The following is a 17414-nucleotide window of genomic DNA, read 5'->3' as shown; positions in this document are numbered from 1 at the left end:
CTCACGGACAGGTGTTGGGCTCGGGGGGCTCGATCCGCATGTACGTGATCGGGCCGGTCATGTTCACGCCCCAGGAGGTGATCTGGAAGAGGGCGTGGTTGTGCGAGATGATGTAGAACTCGCCGCACTGGTTGAGCGTCTGGACGCCCGGTGGCAGGTCGTGGGTGTTCCCGAGGTAGGGGCTCCCGCTGTAGAACGTGCCGACCACCTGGTTGGCCAGGCTGGGGACGGTGACGGTCACCGGGTTCGCGACGCTGTAGTCCTCGGCGTCCTTCCACCGGAAGAGCACGTCCCACGTCTGGCCCGGGCCGATGTTCACGGCGAACTTCTCCATCGAGAGGTCCTCGTGCCCGCTGGACTGCGCCCGCAGGGGCCGGCCGTCGCGCCCGACGACGAGCCCGTTGTTGCCGTGGGGGTGGAACGGGTAGTCCTCGCTGCCGACGCTGAGGTAGCGCGCCATCCCCGAGCGGGGGTGCGTCACCGGGTCGTAGGGCTTGACGGTGGCGAGGGAGCCGTAGGGCTGCGACGGGAGCCACGAGGCGCCGTTGTCGGCGATGCTGTCGGGGTAGCCGCGCCCGTTGATCAGCCAGTACCGGGCCTTGTAGCGGGTGAGGTCGAAGGGCTTGCCCTGCTCGACGGCCGCATGCTGGTACGGGTCGATCTCGGAGAGCAGGACCATGAACTCCTCGGTCGGCTCGAACTGCGTGTCGGCGTAGTCGTAGGCGTAGTCCGGCCCGAGCGACGGGCGGACGACGAGCGCCCCGAACAGGCCCATCCGCACCTGGGTCTCGGGGTCGGTCCCGGACTCGTAGAGGAAGGTCCCGGCGTGACCGGCCGTGAAGCTGTAGGTGACGGTCCCGGTCTGCGCCGTGGCCGGCTGCGCGAGGCTGGTCATGAAGCCTCCGGACCCGGTCTGCGGCTGCGACGGGACGCCGTCGGCGAGCACGTCGTCCTGGCCGGGGAAGACGACCGACGCGGGGACGTCGAGCGTGTTGTGGAGGATGACCGTCACGACGTCACCCTCGGTGACGCAGAGGACGGGACCGGGGTGCTGGAAGTCGTCGAAGCCGCTCGAGTAGCCCCACATGTAGGCCGTGTTGCCGTCCGGCAGGTCGATGTAGCCGGTGCGGGTCGTCAGGTCGAAGACGGGGTGGTGGTCGGCGGCGCCGGGCCCACCCGTCGTGCAGACGATGCCGTTGCGGGGCGGCGTGGCCGCCCCGGCCGAGGCGGCGCCGGGGGCGACGGCCCCGGCGAGCGCGACGAGCGCGCCGGTGGCGAGGACCGCGCCGCGGCGCAGGCCGCGTCGGACGGATCGCTGGTCGGTGGTCATGCCGAGAACCCCCAGTCGTTCGGGAAGGACTGTGCCGCAGGCGCTCCGGGCCCGTCGGCGTAGACCCTGATCTCCGTCGCCTGTCCGCCGAGGCCTCCGGGAGCGAGGTTGTCGGAGCGGGTGAACGACCGGTTGTAGAGGAGGTAGGTGTCGTAGTCGCCGGACCCCGTCTTCGGCGGGGCGGTGACGAGCACGTCGTAGCTCTCGCCCGGGCCGATGTTCAGCGTGTCGGTCTCGTACGAGGTGTCGGCACCGGTGCGTCCGCGCATCGGCGTCGCGTCGCGGCCGACGACGCGCATCCGCAGGCCCGCGACGGTCATCGCCGCCTCCCGGAAGCCGAGGTTGGCGAAGCGCAGGGCGACCCGCTCGCCCTCGACGCACGTGACGAGCGACGAGATCGGCTGGTACTTCAGGTCCGGTCGTCCCGGCGGCGCGATGAGGTCGCCGTCGGCGTCGAAGGTGCGGCCCTCGGCGACGTCGAACGCGTCGACCCCGGGGCCGTTCGGGGCGAGCGTGTCGGGGTGGACGCGCCCGTTGAGGAGCGCGAAGTCCGCCCGGTAGTCGCTCCACTCCGGCAGCTGGATGTGCGCGTCCGCCCAGTGCGCCTCGGCCCAGACCTCGGAGAGGAACATCGAGAACTCGCGGTCGTGGCCGGTGCTGCCGTCGCCGTCGTTGTAGAGGAAGCTCGTGTAGGTGCGGCCGTCGTGGGTCTTGCTCTGCCCGTTCTGCTTCGGCCGCACGAAGACCATTCCGGTCATGCCCATGTGCACGTGCTCGACGTCCTCGACGTGGCAGTGGAACATGTACGTCCCGGGGTCGCGCGGCCGGTAGACGTAGGTGAACTCGCCGCCGGCCCGCACGGACACCGAGCCGCTCGGCTCCCCGTCGAAGAACGGGATGACGTTGCGGAAGCCGTGCCAGTGCAGGGTGTGCGCGTCGAAGAGGTCGGGGCGCAGCTCGAGGCCGAGGTTGGTCAGCCGCACCCGGAACTCGTGCGCCGGGTCGCCGTCGTACTCGTCGACCCAGAAGAGCGGCGCCGAGTGCTGGGCGTGGTACTTCTGCCCGAGGCGCTGCACGTCGCTCATCCCGGTGACGTTGCGGAAGCCGAAGACGTACGTCGTGGCCCCTCCGCCCGGAGCGAGCGGGTCCGGGTGGTAGGGCGGGATGGCCGGGGTCGGCGGCAGGTGGATCCACCCGTCGGTGCCGGCCAGGTAGAGGTTCGGCGGGGCGTCGCTCGCCGAGGCCACCTGCTCCGGGGCGAGGACCCGACCGGCCCAGGACCCGACGCCGGCCACGGCGACGGCGCTGCCCGCCAGGCCGAGGGCCCGGCGCCGGGTCATCCCCCGGGTGTCGGTCCGCTCACGGGTGGTCGCGGCACCGCGCCGCGGGTCGAGGCTGGTCATCGGGTCCCCTTGGTGGTGAGCGCGCGGAGGGCGGTGGTCGTCGTGGTCGTGGTGCCCGGGAGCGAGAAGGCGTCGATGTCGAGGCCGTCCGTGGTCAGCCCGTGCGACGTGCCGTCGAACCAGACCTTCCACGTCCCGTTGGTGTACTCGAGGACGTCCTCGTCCTGGACGGTGCCGAGGCCGGCCACGGTGAGGTTGCCGGAGAACGAGAACCACGCGTGGGTCGGTGTGTCGTAGACGGCTCCGTCGACCCGGGCCGTCCCGGGGACGCCCTTCGTCGTGGCGTCCCAGACCCGGCTGAAGCTGCTGCCGTTCCAGCTGTAGACGTCGGCGTCGTCGGCGGTTCCCGTCACGCCCGGCGGGTTGGCGTTGCCGGTCGTCGAGAACGACAGGACGCCGCCCTTGACCGAGATCGCGTCGATGTCGAGCGCCGCCGTCGTCAGGCCCCGGGCGGTGCCGTCGAACCACACCGACCACGTCCCGGCGTTGTAGTAGGCCACGTCCTCGTCCTGCACCGTGCCGATGCCGGGGACGGAGGTGTTCTCGGCGAACGACACGTAGAAGTGCGTCGCGTCCACGACCGCGAGACCGTCGACGAGGGCGGTCGTGGGCAGGCCGGGCCGCGGCGTCGCCTGCACGTCGACCAGCCGCGAGTAGGCGTTGGTCACGCCGTCGTAGTGGTGGACGTCCGAGCCGTTGGCCGTGCCGGCGACGCCCGGGATGGTCCCGGTACCGGTGATCGAGAAGTCGAACGACGGCGGCGGGGGCGGCGGCGGCGGCACGCGGGGCACCTCGTCCGAGCCGGCGTCCACCGGGTCGGCCGTCGTCGCCGGGCGGGCGTCACCGTCGATGTCGACCGTCGCGACCGAGGCACCGCCCGCGGAGGCGAGGCCGATGTCGCACGCGGGCGACTGGCCCGCGCCGCAGCCGAGGAGGTGGTAGTCGCCCATGAGGTCGGCCGGGACCTCGACGACCGCGATGTTCGCGTCGACGAAGGCCGGGTTCTGCCGCCAGGTGGCGAACGAGACCGAGACCGGCCAGGTGCGGACCACCTTCGGGTCGGCGTGGCGGTTGGAGGCCGCGTCCGTGTACGGGTGGAGCGCCGGGTCCTGCTGGAGGACCGACCCCACCGGGGCCAGCGAGACCGTCGGGTCGAGCGACCCCACGTCCCAGGTCTCGACGTCGCCCGCGCCGCCCAGGCCGATGCCCGTGACGGTGGTGCCCGCCCGGGTGCCGGCGCGGTTGTTCCACAGGACGTTGTCGAGCAGGACCGGGGTGCTGGCGGTCGGCGAGCCGGGCGGCAGGGTTGCCTGCAACTGGTCGCTGTTCTGCCCCGTGGCGATGCCGGACGGGGCCGCCGAGCCGTCGGAGGTGACGGCCGTCGCGGTCGTGATGTTGTCCATGATCGTGTTGTTGACGATCCGGACGTCGGGGGCGTCGTCGATGGCGATGCCGGCACCCTCGTGGGTCGAGACGTTGCTGGTGATGACGTTGTCGTGCACCGACATCCGGTAGTTGCCCGCCATGAGGAAGCGGATGCCGCCGCCGTCGTCGTTGGCGAGGTTGCCCTGGATCTCGTTGGCGGCGATCTCGACCGCGCCGGCGCCGTGCGACAGGGTCGTCGGGTCGGCCGGCAGCGCACCGGCGACCATGATCCCCGCGCCCTCGTCGTTGGAGTTGTTCAGCGTGATCCGGTTGTGGTGGATCCGGCCGTTCGGGCTGTACCCGAGGTGGGTGATGCCCGCGCCGTACTCCAGCGAGAAGTTGCCGCAGATCTCGTTGCCCGACACCTCGTACCCGTCGGTGCCGGCGAAGAGGCCGATCGCCCCGGCGTAGTTCGTGCCGGCGTTCTGCACGATCCGGTTGTTCGCGATCCGGAGGTTCTCGTTGTGCTGGCTCTCGTCGGCCCCGGTGAGGTCGGGGGTGCCGACGCGGATGGTGCCGTACCCGCCGCCGTTGTTCTCGACGACGTTGTTGGTCACCTGGAGCTCACGCACGTAGGCGTTGGCGAACACCGCACCACCCTGCGTCGTGATGTTCGGCGGCAGGCCGGTCGCCTGCCCGGTGAGGTCGTTGATGTTGCCGGGGAAGCCCGTCTGGTCGCCGCCGCGCAGGTCGAACCCGTCGACGGCCGGCTTGAACGCGGCGCCGAGGGGGTAGGTCCGCACGGTGGACGAGCCGCCGGCCGAGCCGAGGAGGTAGACGACGGCGCCGTCGCTCACGGTCTGGTTGCCCGACCAGTCGAGCGATCCCACCTTGGTGAACCAGTCGGTCGCGAGGTCGGTGTCACCGCCGAAGGCGCTGCCGTCGACGACGGACCCGGGAACCCAGGTCGCGGTGCTGCCGCTGCCCCGGAAGCCTCCGGCCCCGACGCCCTGCAGCTTGACCGGGCCGTTGACCACGAGGTTCTCGTAGTACGCGCCACGCGGGTTCGTGGTCGTCGGGGTGTTGGGGTACACGACGACCACCGCGTTGCCACCGGCCCGCACCGCGTCGTCGATCGCGTTCTGGATCGCGTGCGGGACACCGGCGGTGCCCGTCTGGCTCGCGGCGCTGGTGGGGTCGTACTTCGCGACGGCCGCGCCCGGCCCGACCCGGTAGACCGTCGGGAGGTAGGAGCTCGTCGTGGTGACGGCGCCGAGGAGCTGGAAGGACAGCCCGGTGACGGACGCGAGCCCGTTGCCGGCGGTGACGGCCAGCTGCAGCGACCCGGCCGGCACCTGCCCGGTGCCCGACCCGGCGGCCGGGACGTCGACCTGGATCCTCGTGTCGCTCCAGCTCGCCACCGTCAGCGCGGTGGAGCCGAGCCGCACGGAGCCGGTCCCCCGCGTGGCGCCGAACCCGGTGCCCTCGAGGGTGACCCGCCGCTGGGCCGTGGTCGTGTCGGCCGGGGTGAGCACCGGCTTGTCGACGGACAGCAGCTGCGGCCGGACCGGGTTGACCAGGCACTTGACCGTCGTCGGGCTCGTGCCGGGCGTCCCGAGGCTGACCCCCACCTGGGTGGGTGCGAGGTCGGTCGGGATCGTCACACCGGGCGTCGCCTCGAACTCGGTGGCGATCGTCCGGAAGCGCGGGTTGTAGTCCGCGTTGAGGGCGCCGGGGACGCCCGGGTCGTTGCCGACGAAGCGGTACATCCCCTGGCACACACCGGAGGGCGTGGGGCAGCTGATGTGGTCGGTCGACGGCATGAGGACGTCGTAGGAACCGTTGTAGTCCGAGTGCGCCGTGTACTTGAGGTCGCCGGCGAAGTCGTAGATGCCGACGGGGGCGTTCGCCAGGCCGGCCTTGTCGCCGAAGAGCACGGTCCGCTTGTCCGTCGAGTAGTTGAGGTCGTCGACGACGATGCCGCGCATCCGCGAGGGCACCGGGACGTCGGTGAACAGGTGGAACATCGGCACGATCGACTTGCCGTTGTTGAGGCTCACGAGCTTGGTGTCGCAGCGCGGCTTGACCATCCCCTCGTAGGGGGACCCGCCGATGTCGGCGAAGGTCGCGTTGTCGACCGAGGTCGAGGCCGGGACGCTGACGCCGGCCGGCAGCCCGTCGGCCGTCCCCGACCGCGCGGCGTAGCCGTCGTCGGCGACGTCCTTGACGTCGACCGTGTGCAGCGCACCGACGCACGCGGGCGGCGGGACCTGCGGCACGACCTGGTCGCCGCGTCCGATGTTGATGTCCTCCTCCGAGGTCACGTCGTACATCGGGCGCCCGCGGGCGTCCTTCGGCACGTCGACGGAGACGAGGTAGTCACCGGCGGCCAGCGGCGCGAAGGTGCTGGTGCAGGAGGGGTTCGCCGGGTCGTGGGCGTCGAGCGTCCCGGTGCACGCGTCGCCGAAGCCGTAGTTGCCGTCCACCGCCGCACCGAAGCTCGCGTCGGCGGTGCCCTGGTCGGTGGCGTACGTGCCCACCTGGAAGCCCTGGACGAGGGCCGAGATGCACTCGCCCGTGGTGTCCTGGTCGTGCGCGGTGACGTTCTCGTCGGTGCCGTGCGCGTAGGCCACGCCGTCGGCGTCCCGCGCGGTGCAGCCGGTCGGTCGGCTCCAGCGCTCGGAGACGTAGGAGTTGAGCAGCTTCCCCTTGGCGTAGGAGCCGTCGGGGGCGAGCTCGTAGGTGCCGCTCGCGTCGCACGGGGTGCCGGCGTTCGTGCCGCACCGGACCGGGGCGTAGAGCTTGACCGGGACGTCGGAGATACCGGGCTGCCAGTCCTCCGTCGCCGCGTACTGCGGGTCGAGCTCGTTGCGGGTGGTGTCGTACGAGACCGACCCGACGATGCCGCCGTTGCGCGGGCGGCTGGTGCGGCCCGTCGCGTCGTACTTCTGGACGCCCCAGTCGACGGTGCCGCCGAGGCCGATGATCGGCAGGACGCTCACGTCGACGCCCGAGCCCTTGACGGTCGTCGGCGTCGGCTGGTTGTCGGCCTGGTAGGTGATCCCGGTCGTGTAGAAGCTGTCGGAGTACGCCTCGAGCACGAGCCACTCGGCGAGCGGGTAGCCGCTCGGGAACTCGTAGTAGCCGGCGCTGTCCGTCGACGCCGCGGTCGAGCCGCGGTCCATCAGCGAGTTGTCCTTCTTGCGCAGCGTCAGCGGGAACTGGGCGACGCCCTGCTCACCGGAGTCGCGCTTGCCGTTGTTGTTGGCGTCGAGGAAGACGTGACCCGAGATGGGCGTCCACCAGCCGTTGAGCGGCAGCTGCCTGAGGTCGACCGTCTCGCCGTTGGTCACGGTGACGTTGGTCAGCTGGAGGATGTAGTTCTGCGCCTCGTCCCACCACGTCAGCATGTAGTTGCCGTCGGGGACGTGCGGGATCGTGAAGGTGCCGTTGCTCGCCGCGCGGCCGACCCAGACGGCGCGGTCGCCGCTGTCGAGGTCGTTGAGCGAGAGGACGCCGTCCGAGATCGGCTTGTCGAGCTTGCTGCCGATGCTGCCCCAGTACTGGTTGAAGCTGCCACCGCGCGGCGGGTAGTACTGCTTGACGGCGACCATCGTCCCGGTGACGGATCCGGCTGCGGTGGAACCGAGCTGGTTCTTCGGCTGGACGAACCCGAACTGCGGGGTCGGCACCGGCTCGCCGGCGAGGGTGAACTCGGTGTCGTAGCCGGTGGCTCCCTCCATCAGCCAGGTGTCCCAGTCGTGGTTGCCCTCGAGCGTCGTCGTCTGGATCCAGTCCTGGCCCTCCGGCGCGCTGATCCACGTCGTGTAGCGGTTGGTCCCGAGGTGCGGGATGACGAGCATGCCGGTGCTGTCGCTGAAGCACTTGCCGCCGACCGTGGCGACGATGGGGGCGCCGTCGGCGTCGCGCGAGGCGGCGTCCCAGGGGATCTGGTGGCTCGCGTCCTCGTTCTTGTACCGGGTGCACAGCGGGTTGCCGTACACGTCGGTCGTGACCTCGCCGAGGATGTCGTTGATGTGCCCCTGGAAGCCCGCGAGGCCGTCCTCGCCGTTGTCGATGGCGCCGTTGGTCGAGCCCTCGTCGCGGTAGACGAAGGCCCGCAGCGTCGAGTCGACGAGCGGGTCGGGCTGGACGGTGACGTCGACGACGCCGGGACCGGCGTCGGTGGCCGTCAGCGGCACCGTGAAGTGCGCACCGTCGAGCTTGAAGCCGTCGGCGAGGACGCTGACGACGTAGCGGCCGTCGGGGAGGTCCAGCGCGGCGCCGTCCGCGAAGTCCTGCGCGGTGCCCTGGGTGTAGATGGGGGCCCCGGTCACCTCGTGGAGCGACGCCCAGGTGCAGCTCGCCGGGTAGCCGGCGTCGTCGGCCGAGCACCCGGAGCCGGGCGTCGGTGCGCCGACGGGGTCGCCGGTCCCGGTGTCGTCGACGTTGATCATGTAGCGGTAGCCGGTGACGGGGTCACCCTTGCGCACGGTGTCGTTCGGCGGGTGCAGCCCGTCGCGGGCGCTCGTGACCCGCAGCGACACGCTGTTGGTCGTGGCGGCCTGCGCGGGCGCCGCGGTCAGCACGGGCACGGCGACGGCCGACCCCAGCGTCAGCGCGAGCGACCCCACGAGCGTGACGGCCCGCCGGAGCAGCGCGCGCGGCGCCCGCCGGCGCCCCGACCGACGCGACGCGCCGTCCGTGCCCTGCATGTCGACAAGGTGGTGTCCCTGCATCACGACCAACCCCTGCATGTTCGGGAGCGCCCCCTGCGGCGCTCCACGCGGACCATGTGACAGCCCGGGACCCCTCCGTGCCGAGGGCTGGAGGCCACTTGTCACGCAGACGTGAGGCGCCCGTCAGCCGACCGTCACCGACCGCTCAGCCGACCGTCACCAGGCCCTCAGGTCGTCGTCAGGAAGTCGTCATGCGCGGGTCCCGGCAGGGCAGCGGCGTCGATCACCGGTGCTTCGCGTTTCGCCGTAGATGGCTGGCGCACAACCGTTCACGTCCGATCTGCAGCGTCCGAGGCGTCTCGGCGCCCTGTCCGCGCGGCCTCCGGAGGGTGTCCGGAGGCCCCGTGGAAAGCACCGCGAGGGTCAACCCGGGGCATTCCGTGCTTCAACGGAACGTCAAGATTCTCGCCCTGACGCCCGTCCGGGACCTCTTCTCGAGTCCTGCCGGAGGATGTCGGTGGTCGCGGCGAGGATGCGTCGGCAGGTCCTCGAGAAGGAGTGGTGACGATGGCGCGTGTGGTGTGGTTCGACATCCCGGTCGGTGACATGGGCAGGGCGGTGGCGTTCTACGAGGCGTTGACCGGGGAGGCGCTCGTGCGGCTGCCCGTCGGCGCCGACAAGGAGACGGCCCTCTTCCCCGCGCAGGAGGGCGGGTCGGCCGGGTGCCTCTTCCTGGCCCCCGAGGACCATCCGTCGCACAGCGGGTCGCGCGTCTACTTCGACGCCGGCCCCGACCTCCAGGCCTGGGTCGGCCGCGCCGAGGAGGCCGGCGGCCGCGTCCTGGTGCCGCCGACCGAGATCGGCGGCGGCCGTGGCGTCTTCGCCTACGTCGAGGACACCGAGGGCAACCGGGTCGGACTCACCGCCCCGGCCTGACCCGGCCGGCGCCGTGGGTCACGTCAGTCCGACCCTGGGCGCACTCCGTCGAGCGCGGCGCACCGTGCGGAGCGCTCGCGGATGCTCTGACAGACCACCGCTCGGGGCACGTCGACCCTCAGCGCTCGGAGGCAGTCGTCGAGACGGGCGGGCGGTCCCGGCGGTGGGCGACCGCCTTGTCGAGGCTCTGACCGACCGTTCCGCAGTACGCAGCGACCGCCGTCTCGGCGCCGGCGCTCAGCGAGGTTGTGTGCGGGTTCATCAGGGCCAGGTCGATGAGGCCGCGGTTGAACGTCGAGGTGTCTGCCCACCGGTCGTCGTTTGGCGACCAGCTGGGCGGCGACCTGGTCGGTGCGCGTCAGGACGCGCCCCCCGCGCCGCATGCCGTCGCAGCAAATCCGAGCGCCCGACACGAAAGCCGCAAACCGCCGGGCCGGTGAGGGCATGGCTCATACACTCGCCGGCGTGGAGGAACTTGAGCAGATTCGGGGGGACGCAGCGACGGTGGCGTCGGCGACCGCCGCCGCCCGCACCGGACTCGTCGACCGTGAGGTTCTCGTCGACGTTGTGGTCCTGTGCGCGGTGGCTCGGGAGCACGTGCTCGTGGTGGGTCCTCCGGGGACGGCGAAGTCCGAAGCGATCCGCCGGGTCGCGAGGCACCTGGGTGAGAGCTACTTCGAGTACCTCATCGGCCGGTTCACCGAACCGAACGAGATCTTCGGCCCGATCGACCTGACCGCTCTGCGTGACGGAGTCGTACGCGTCGAGACCAGCGGCATGCTCCCTGAGGCCGAGCTCGTCTTCTTGGACGAGGTGTTCCTCGGCTCGACAGCGATCCTGAACACGCTGCTCGGGCTGCTCAACGAGAGGGAGTACCGGCGGGGCAGCACGCACGTGCACAGTCCGCTCCGGACCTGCGTGGGCGCCTGCAACGTGCTCCCCGAAGATCCCTCGCTCGCCGCATTCGCCGACCGGTTCCTCGCGCACGTGTTCGTCGACCCCGTACCCGATGCTCGCCTCGAGGAACTGCTCGAGCTCGGCTGGCAGGGCGACGCCCACCAGAGCGAGGCATCGCCCAGCTCGATGGCTGCGGAGCTGGATCGGCTCTCGGCCGCAGCCCGGTCGGTCGAGCTGGTCGACGTGGTGCCGTTGGTGGGCACAGCGGTGCGCACGTTGCGCACGGCAGGCATCCTGCTCAGTGACCGCAGGGTGGTCCGAGCACAACGACTTGTCGCTGCTGCCTCCGTCCTGGACGGTCGCGTCCGCGCGGACCAGCGAGACCTGTGGGTGCTCCCGCTGATCGCGCCGACTGCGGATGCCCAGGCGCTCGCGAGTGAGGTCCTCGCCGAGCTCATCTCGTCGTCCAGCAACCTGGGGCTGCCGCATGCGGCAGAGGCCTTCTCGCACGGACCAGCGGCACGAGCCGCGAGGATGCGCAACGCGGCCCTGGACCTGCTCGCGGACGAGCACGCCGCTGATCGGGCTCTGCGGGCCGAGGCACTGCTCCGGGAGATCGACGCGTCGTTCGGGCCGGAGACCCTGCCCGCGGACCTCGCCGAGATCCGCTCGGAGCTGGCCAGCGCACTGCCGGAGATGGCCGGCGAGCCGGAAGCGCGATGACGCCTACCGGCGACTGGCGACCCCGGGAGCCGCCCCTGCAACCCACGGCAGTCCTTGCGCAGGGCCGAGCCGTCCCTGGTCTGGCTGCCGCGGCGGCGAGAGGGGTCGCCGACCGGCACCTCCGCGCCGCGGGCGGCCCGTCGGCGTTGCTGCTCCTCGGAGCCGCGGACGTCCTTCCCTGGGCTGAAGGCGTCATCTATCTGGGACACGCGAGCGGTGTGCTGGTCCCGACGACCCTGGCCAACGACAGCCACCCAGCACTGGCGGCCGCTGCGCTGCGCCAACGCTTCGGCGCCCGACGATTCGTGGTCCTTCCGGGGGCCGTGTTCGGCTTCGACATCGCTACCGAGCCCGTTGACATCGGCTGGTTGACTGCACTCGCAGAACAGGGTGCAGCGTGACCGGACTTCCGCCCAGCCTGGCGCCGTGGGCGAGCTCGCTTGCGTCTCTTGATCCCGCGCTGGCCACGGCGTTGGGGCCGATGCTGCACGTGCTCGACGACCTCATCGGTCGCGTCGAACGACCCAGCGCCGGGGACGGCGTGTTCGACGGCTACGACGGCACCACCCACCGGGGAATCCCTGAGCGACTGCTGGCCAGCGAGTGGCTCCTCGCGGGCGAGGCGCCCTTGGAGTTCCTGCGCCGAGCAGCCGACGGGGAGCTTCTCTACCTCGATCCTTCGACCCCTGACACACGGGCGCGGGGCCAGACCGTGGCGGTGGTCGATGTCGGTCCCGACCAGATCGGCGCGGGTCGGTTGGTCCAGCTCGCCGCTCTGGTGGTGCTGCACCGGCGTGCTGTGACGGCAGGAAGCGAGCTGGTCGTGGCAGTCCTGCAGTCGGGTGAGCGATTCGAAGGTCCGCTCGAAGCAGTGGTCCCGAGGTGGCTCGAGTCACGCTCGGCGGAGGGCGGAGAGGACCGACTGCCCGAGGTGCTGGCGTCGATCGAGGAACCCGATCGCGCGTGGGTCCTCTGCGGCCCGGCCACGGCGAGCCTGCTCCGAGGACGGGCTCGTCTGCTCCAGTCGGAGGTCTCGACGTGGAGCGAGGATGGTGTGGACGCAGTCTCGATCCGGGTCGCGAACAGTCACGCGGTTCTCCACGTCCCCGATGGGCCTGCGGCAGTGCGCGCTCTTCGAGGCGAGGGGCTCTTGGCCAAACAGCCCCACACGCGGCCGACCGACCGTCCTACCGTGCCCACGACCGCTCGAGGTGCCGTGTTCGGATCGGCGGACCCTACGCTGCTCTGGCGCGGTCCGCAGGCTTCGAAGCTGTTCTCTGCCACGGTCTCTCTTCCGCCTCAGCCCCCGCGCGTGAAGGCACACCACCTTCCCGGTGACGTGCTGGCGGCCGCATGGCTCAACCGGCGGCTGGTCACACTGCTTCACGACGGGGAGAAGGTCTGGCCACACGTCATCGGAAAGGAGCTGAAGTCTCTGCGCGGTGTCGAGGCACCGGTCGAGAACTTCCACGAGGTGCCCCTCGACCTCGCGGACCTGTTTTCGGCGCCACTCACACCGCTCTGGCTTCTCGGAGGGGACCTGCTGTTCAGCCTGGGTGACTCGTGGTGGCAGCTCGGTCGGGATGGGCTGACGAGGGCGCCATCCCTGATCGCCGCCTCATCGAGCCCCACCCTCGACGCACCCGATCGCGCGTATCAGTTCGCACGAGTTGTTCATGCCGGGAGGTACAGGTTCCGGGCTGACGACGCGGACGCCCCTCCACGGGCGGTCTTCGGGCCTGCGGGCCTGGTCGCCTGCTCCCTGCGCCACCGGGTGTGGACCGTCCAGGGCTCCGGCCGCGACTGGGAACCCATTGGTGTGGGTGAGCACGATCGGGTGGCCGGGGTCGTGATGTCCGACGGCTATCCGGCGCTGCTCACGGTCAGCGACAGCACCCTGGTCGTACGTCTGGTGTCTGCGAGGCACACCAAGACACTGACCGACCTCGCAGGGCCCGCGCACTTCTCGCTGCACCCGCGCATGCCGTGGATCGTGAGGAGCACCGACACCGACGTGCGCGTGGTGGATCTGGCAACCAACTCACAGCTGCTCCGTGTGGTGACCGACCATGCCGACTGACGCATGGTTCGTCGGCCAACGACCCTGCGACGGTTTCCTTTTCGATCGTTCCGTACTCGGCGCGGATACGGTGCGTCGTCGAATACGGGAGCACTGGCAGGACGATTCCCGACTGCTCAGATGGAATGAACTCCTGATCCTCCTCTTGGGCAGCCCGGCTGACATCCGTTCCGAACGTGCGCCTGGCCTACCGGTCCACCTCGACGGTGGGAAGCTGTGCTTCCCGTGGGCGGGAGTCCAACAGGCGCTCGACCCGTCCCACCTTCAGGACGCGGACCTCTGGTCGGTTCTCGGTTGGGCCGATCTCGTCCTCGAGATCCTCGCCCCGGCGCCTACGGCCCTGCCGGACGAAGACGTCACCGCGGTCCCGGAGACACCCGCCACCCCGACGGCACCCGACCTCCGGAGCGACGCCGGGGTGGGCGAGGCCATCCGATCGCTTGCCAAGTCGAAGAGGGAACTCGAGGGATCACCTCGCGGCGTTGTTCGCGCGCGACGCGGCGGCCAGGGGTCCTTCAGCCGAGGTCCTCGGCCCGAACCCCGATGGTCGCTGGTCCGGCTACTCATGCGAACGCCCGCCAAGGATGTTCTCGGTCGCCGGCACAAGCGCTACGTCGACGATCTCACGAGGATGTTCGAACAGCAGGACTGGGACTCAGCCCTGCGGTCGGCGATCGCGCTCGGCGGCGAGGGCGGCGCGCTGTCCCTGCGCCTTCCGCGCCCCAGAGACACCGTCCGAGGGCCGGCGGACAGGCGGACGACGGTCGGCGGCAGCGTCCCCTACGGGCCGACCTTGCAGTCCCACCTCTCCGAGGTCTACCGGCAAGCAGCAAGACGCTTGGAATCCGAGGGACAGCTGCAACTGGCCGCCTTCGTCCATGCCGACCTGCTTCAACAGCCGCTGGCAGCTGTCGAGCTGTTCGAACGCCACGGCGTCCACGAGCGCGCAGCGACCCTTGCCGAGGGCTGGTCGCTGTCCCCGGCCCTCGTCGTGCGACTGTGGTGGCGAGCTGGGAACCGATCTCGCGCAGTGAGTGTCGGCCGGGCGCGCGGCGCCTTCGCCGCCGCGGTCCAGGCTCTGGAGCGGGTCGATCGGGACGCCGCGCTGGCGCTGCGGCGGGAGTGGGTGGCCGAGAGAAGGCAGGCAGGCGACCCCCTCGGCGCCGTCCAGGCGGGCTGGCCCGAGAGCGACCTGAGACATGAGCTGCTGCCAGACATCGCGACGGGGATGGCGTTGGGTGGTCGTCGGGCGGGCACCATGCTGGCGCACCTGCTGAGTATCCAGCCAGGAGGGCCGGCCGCCGATGCGGCGCGACGCCTCGTACGGGACGAGGCCCCCGACGCTGTCCCGCAGCGCCGAGCATTTCTCCTCGCACTGGCTGTCATGCCGACCGCCGACCCGGTGCTGGACCGCGAGCTCGCGACCATCGGCGTCATGGCCACGTTGAGAGCGGGTCTCTTCGAGTCCAGCCGCGAGGCCATGGATGTCCGCCGAGATCTTCGCCGTCGCGCCGATGGTCTTGTGGTCGCCGACCTCCCACGCGGTCAGACGCAACGCCTCGACGCGCGCGTCGACACGGTGCAGGTCGAGCTGCCCGGCGATGGCCAGGCCCACGTGTACGACGCGGTCGCACTGGGTCTCAACACGGTCCTGGTGGCACTGGGCGAACTGGGCGTGCGCCTCCTCGACCGTCGCGGCAAAGTGCGTGCTCGCTGGGACACCCCGGCCGATCGCATCCTCGTGGCTGACGGGGGAGGCCAGGTTCTCCTCGCCCGGTCACGCGGACCCGTCCAAGTCCTGCACCGCTTGGACCTTCCGATGTCCACACCCGTCACGCTGCCACCGTTGCGGTCGGGGCCGCCTTTGGACACCTACGACGGTGCCCGCCCCATCGTGATCGGCGATGACGGAATCCAGTGGCTGGAGCACCACCACAACCGTTGGCGAGTCAGCTGGGCTGAACTCAAGGACCCTGGCACGCGGATCTATCAGGTCGCACGGACCGCCACGTCGATGTCGGCGGTGTTCGCCTCGGCCGAGGGCCTGCAAGGTTGGCACTGGGACGTTGCGTCACCGCTGCTGAGAGGCAGGGGTCTGCTTGAGCCGGAGGACACGATGGTGCTCACGGCACGGGGTGAGGTGGTGCAAAGGGTCGAGGACCGGCTTTCGGTGACCAGCTTGGCTGGAGCGCACGCGTGTGCAGACAGGACCGTCCACCCCCAGTCGACGCTCTGCACCGTCGGAGACGGTATGGCCCTCCTCGACGAAACCGGGCCCGATGCTTTGCTGACCGTGTTTCCGGCTGCTGCCGGGCCTGCCGGCGTCCACGTCCACACGGCCATGGGCGTGGAACTGCACCCACGGATCCACGAGGGGCTGTTGACCGTCTTCGAACCGACGGGCGGCCTCGCAGTCGTCGACCTTCGTCGCCGGGAGCTGATCGCGCGACTGACTCTCGGACTCTGACTCGCCACCGACGAGGTGCGGAATAGCGTGGCTGCCGCGGGCCATCACCTGACGAGGGGAGGCGCGAAAACCTTCGCGGCGCACCGCTTCACCTTCTGACAATGCCAGCAAGGGGCTGCCACGCGGCCGATTACACGGTTACTCCGGAGCGGCGACACGCGCCCTCGGGCTGACCGTTGTCAGCCCCCCCTGCTCAGTCTCCTGCGGACCGTGTGCAGACTACGGAGACCCACACCCCGTCTGACCTGCCAAGGCGTGTCACATCAGACGTTGAAGCGGAACTCCACGACGTCGCCGTCCTGCATGACGTAGTCCTTGCCCTCCATGCGCGCCTTGCCGGCGGCCTTCGCGGCGGCCATCGAGCCGAGCTCGTCGAGGTCGGAGAACGACACGATCTCGGCCTTGATGAAGCCGCGCTGGAAGTCGGTGTGGATGACCCCGGCGGCCTGCGGCGCGGTCCATCCCTGCCGGATGGTCCAGGCGCGCGACTCCTTGGGGCCGGCCGTGAGGTAGGTCTGCAGGCCGAGGGTGTGGAAGCCGACGCGCGCCAGCTGGTCCAGGCCCGACTCCTCGGCGCCGAAGGACTGCAGCATCTCAGCGGCGTCCTCGGGCGACATCTCCATGAGGTCCATCTCGAGCTTCGCGTTGAGGAAGACCGCGTCGGCCGGTGCGACGAGGGCCGCGAGGCGCGCGTGCAGGTCGGTGTCGCCGAGCTGGTCCTCGTCGAGGTTGAAGACGTAGATGAACGGCTTGGTCGTCAGCAGCCCGAGGCCGGCGGCCATCCCGAGGTCGACCCCGGCCGCGGCGCCGTGCGCGTAGAGGGTCCTGCCGTCCTCGAGCACCTTCTGGGCCGCGAGCGCGTTCTCGAGGAGCGGCTTGGACTCCTTCTTGATCCGCGCCTCCTTCTCGAGCCGGACGACGGCCTTCTCGAGGGTCTGGAGGTCGGCGAGGACGAGCTCGGTGTGGATGGTCTCCATGTCCGACTCGGGCGAGACCTGGCCGTCGACGTGCACGACGTCGCCGTCCTCGAAGGCCCGCACGACCTGGCAGATGGCGTCGGCCTCACGGATGTTCGCGAGGAACTTGTTGCCCAGCCCCTCCCCCTCGGACGCGCCGCGGACGATGCCGGCGATGTCGACGAAGGAGACGGTGGCCGGCAGGATCTTCTCGCTGCCGAAGATCTCGGCGAGCCGCTGCAGCCGGACGTCCGGGAGCGGGACCACGCCGACGTTGGGGTCGATGGTCGCGAAGGGGTAGTTCGCCGCCAGGACGTCGTTCTTCGTCAGGGCGTTGAACATCGTCGACTTGCCGACGTTCGGCAGACCGACGATTCCGATGGTGAGCGCCACGGCGCGTCCTCTCTCCGACCACGTGTGCAGGACGTCGCCGGTGGGGCGACGCGACCACCCATCGTGCCGCACCGCCCCGGGGGCGGCGAAATCGCGGCCCGGCCGGGCGCGCGGACGGCGCTCAGGCCGTGAGGGCGGACACGAGGATGTACCCGAGGATGCCGACGCTCACGAGCACGAGGCCG

The 17414-nt window shown here is 70.7% G+C and carries 9 protein-coding genes; 5 read left to right on the top strand and 4 right to left on the bottom strand.

Features of this window, described 5'->3' with window-relative positions; translation table 11 throughout:
* Position 1: 1 nt before the first annotated feature.
* From HL663_RS08200 to HL663_RS08190, 3 genes are read right to left on the bottom strand one after another with little or no spacing between them, the layout of a single operon-like run.
* Entirely contained in the window at positions 2 to 1330 is a 1329-nt protein-coding gene (locus HL663_RS08200; protein ID WP_173027874.1) for a multicopper oxidase domain-containing protein, read from the bottom strand.
* On the bottom strand, positions 1327 to 2733 hold the full coding sequence (locus HL663_RS08195; protein WP_173027873.1) for a multicopper oxidase domain-containing protein: 1407 nt from the start codon (positions 2731 to 2733) through the stop codon (positions 1327 to 1329). Before HL663_RS08195 ends, HL663_RS08200 begins: the two co-directional genes overlap by 4 nt.
* Positions 2730 to 8813 carry an IPT/TIG domain-containing protein gene (locus HL663_RS08190; protein WP_173027872.1) on the bottom strand — a complete coding sequence of 2028 codons (6084 nt, stop codon included), beginning with the start codon at positions 8811 to 8813 and terminating at the stop codon, positions 2730 to 2732. Before HL663_RS08190 ends, HL663_RS08195 begins: the two co-directional genes overlap by 4 nt.
* A gap of 531 nt (positions 8814 to 9344) precedes the next feature.
* On the opposite strand from HL663_RS08190, the gene HL663_RS08185 reads away from it, so the two are divergent.
* The 5 genes from HL663_RS08185 to HL663_RS08170 all read left to right on the top strand — a co-directional run bounded on the left by HL663_RS08185 (position 9345) and on the right by HL663_RS08170 (position 15880).
* Positions 9345 to 9713 (top strand): VOC family protein, encoded by a 369-nt coding sequence (locus tag HL663_RS08185; RefSeq protein ID WP_173027871.1) that lies wholly within the window; start codon positions 9345 to 9347, stop codon positions 9711 to 9713.
* A gap of 465 nt (positions 9714 to 10178) precedes the next feature.
* Entirely contained in the window at positions 10179 to 11333 is a 1155-nt protein-coding gene (locus HL663_RS08180) for an AAA family ATPase (protein WP_216842704.1), read from the top strand.
* Positions 11330 to 11734 carry a bpX5 domain-containing protein gene (locus HL663_RS19455; protein ID WP_353654117.1) on the top strand — a complete coding sequence of 135 codons (405 nt, stop codon included), beginning with the start codon at positions 11330 to 11332 and terminating at the stop codon, positions 11732 to 11734. The genes HL663_RS08180 and HL663_RS19455 overlap by 4 nt, the downstream gene beginning before the upstream one ends.
* A gap of 89 nt (positions 11735 to 11823) precedes the next feature.
* The gene (locus HL663_RS08175; protein ID WP_173027869.1) at positions 11824 to 13413 is read left to right on the top strand and encodes a hypothetical protein; all 1590 of its coding nucleotides are present in this window, start codon (positions 11824 to 11826) and stop codon (positions 13411 to 13413) included.
* On the top strand, positions 13403 to 15880 hold the full coding sequence (locus HL663_RS08170) for a bpX6 domain-containing protein (protein WP_173027868.1): 2478 nt from the start codon (positions 13403 to 13405) through the stop codon (positions 15878 to 15880). Before HL663_RS08175 ends, HL663_RS08170 begins: the two co-directional genes overlap by 11 nt.
* Positions 15881 to 16143: 263 nt before the next feature.
* Here the strand turns inward: HL663_RS08170 and ychF are convergent, their stop codons facing one another.
* A complete protein-coding gene (ychF, locus tag HL663_RS08165; protein ID WP_173027867.1) occupies positions 16144 to 17229 on the bottom strand; it encodes a redox-regulated ATPase YchF in 1086 nt (361 codons plus the stop codon).
* Between the last annotated feature and the right edge of the window lie 185 nt (positions 17230 to 17414).

The sequence above is a fragment of the Arthrobacter sp. NEB 688 genome, from assembly GCF_013201035.1.
Taxonomy (GTDB): Bacteria; Actinomycetota; Actinomycetes; order Actinomycetales; family Dermatophilaceae; genus Phycicoccus.
The sequence above is the reverse complement of the archived record's forward strand: the minus strand, read 5'-3'. Positions and strand labels throughout refer to the sequence as shown.

What these genes read in the sequence shown, in the direction of transcription:
- HL663_RS19455 (WP_353654117.1), top strand. Translation starts at nt 11,330, where the DNA reads ATGACGCCTACCGGCGACTGGCGACCCCGGGAGCCGCCCCTGCAACCC.
- HL663_RS08200 (WP_173027874.1), bottom strand. Translation starts at nt 1,330, where the DNA reads ATGACCACCGACCAGCGATCCGTCCGACGCGGCCTGCGCCGCGGCGCG.
- HL663_RS08185 (WP_173027871.1), top strand. Translation starts at nt 9,345, where the DNA reads ATGGCGCGTGTGGTGTGGTTCGACATCCCGGTCGGTGACATGGGCAGG.
- HL663_RS08190 (WP_173027872.1), bottom strand. Translation starts at nt 8,813, where the DNA reads ATGCAGGGCACGGACGGCGCGTCGCGTCGGTCGGGGCGCCGGCGGGCG.
- HL663_RS08170 (WP_173027868.1), top strand. Translation starts at nt 13,403, where the DNA reads ATGCCGACTGACGCATGGTTCGTCGGCCAACGACCCTGCGACGGTTTC.
- HL663_RS08195 (WP_173027873.1), bottom strand. Translation starts at nt 2,733, where the DNA reads ATGACCAGCCTCGACCCGCGGCGCGGTGCCGCGACCACCCGTGAGCGG.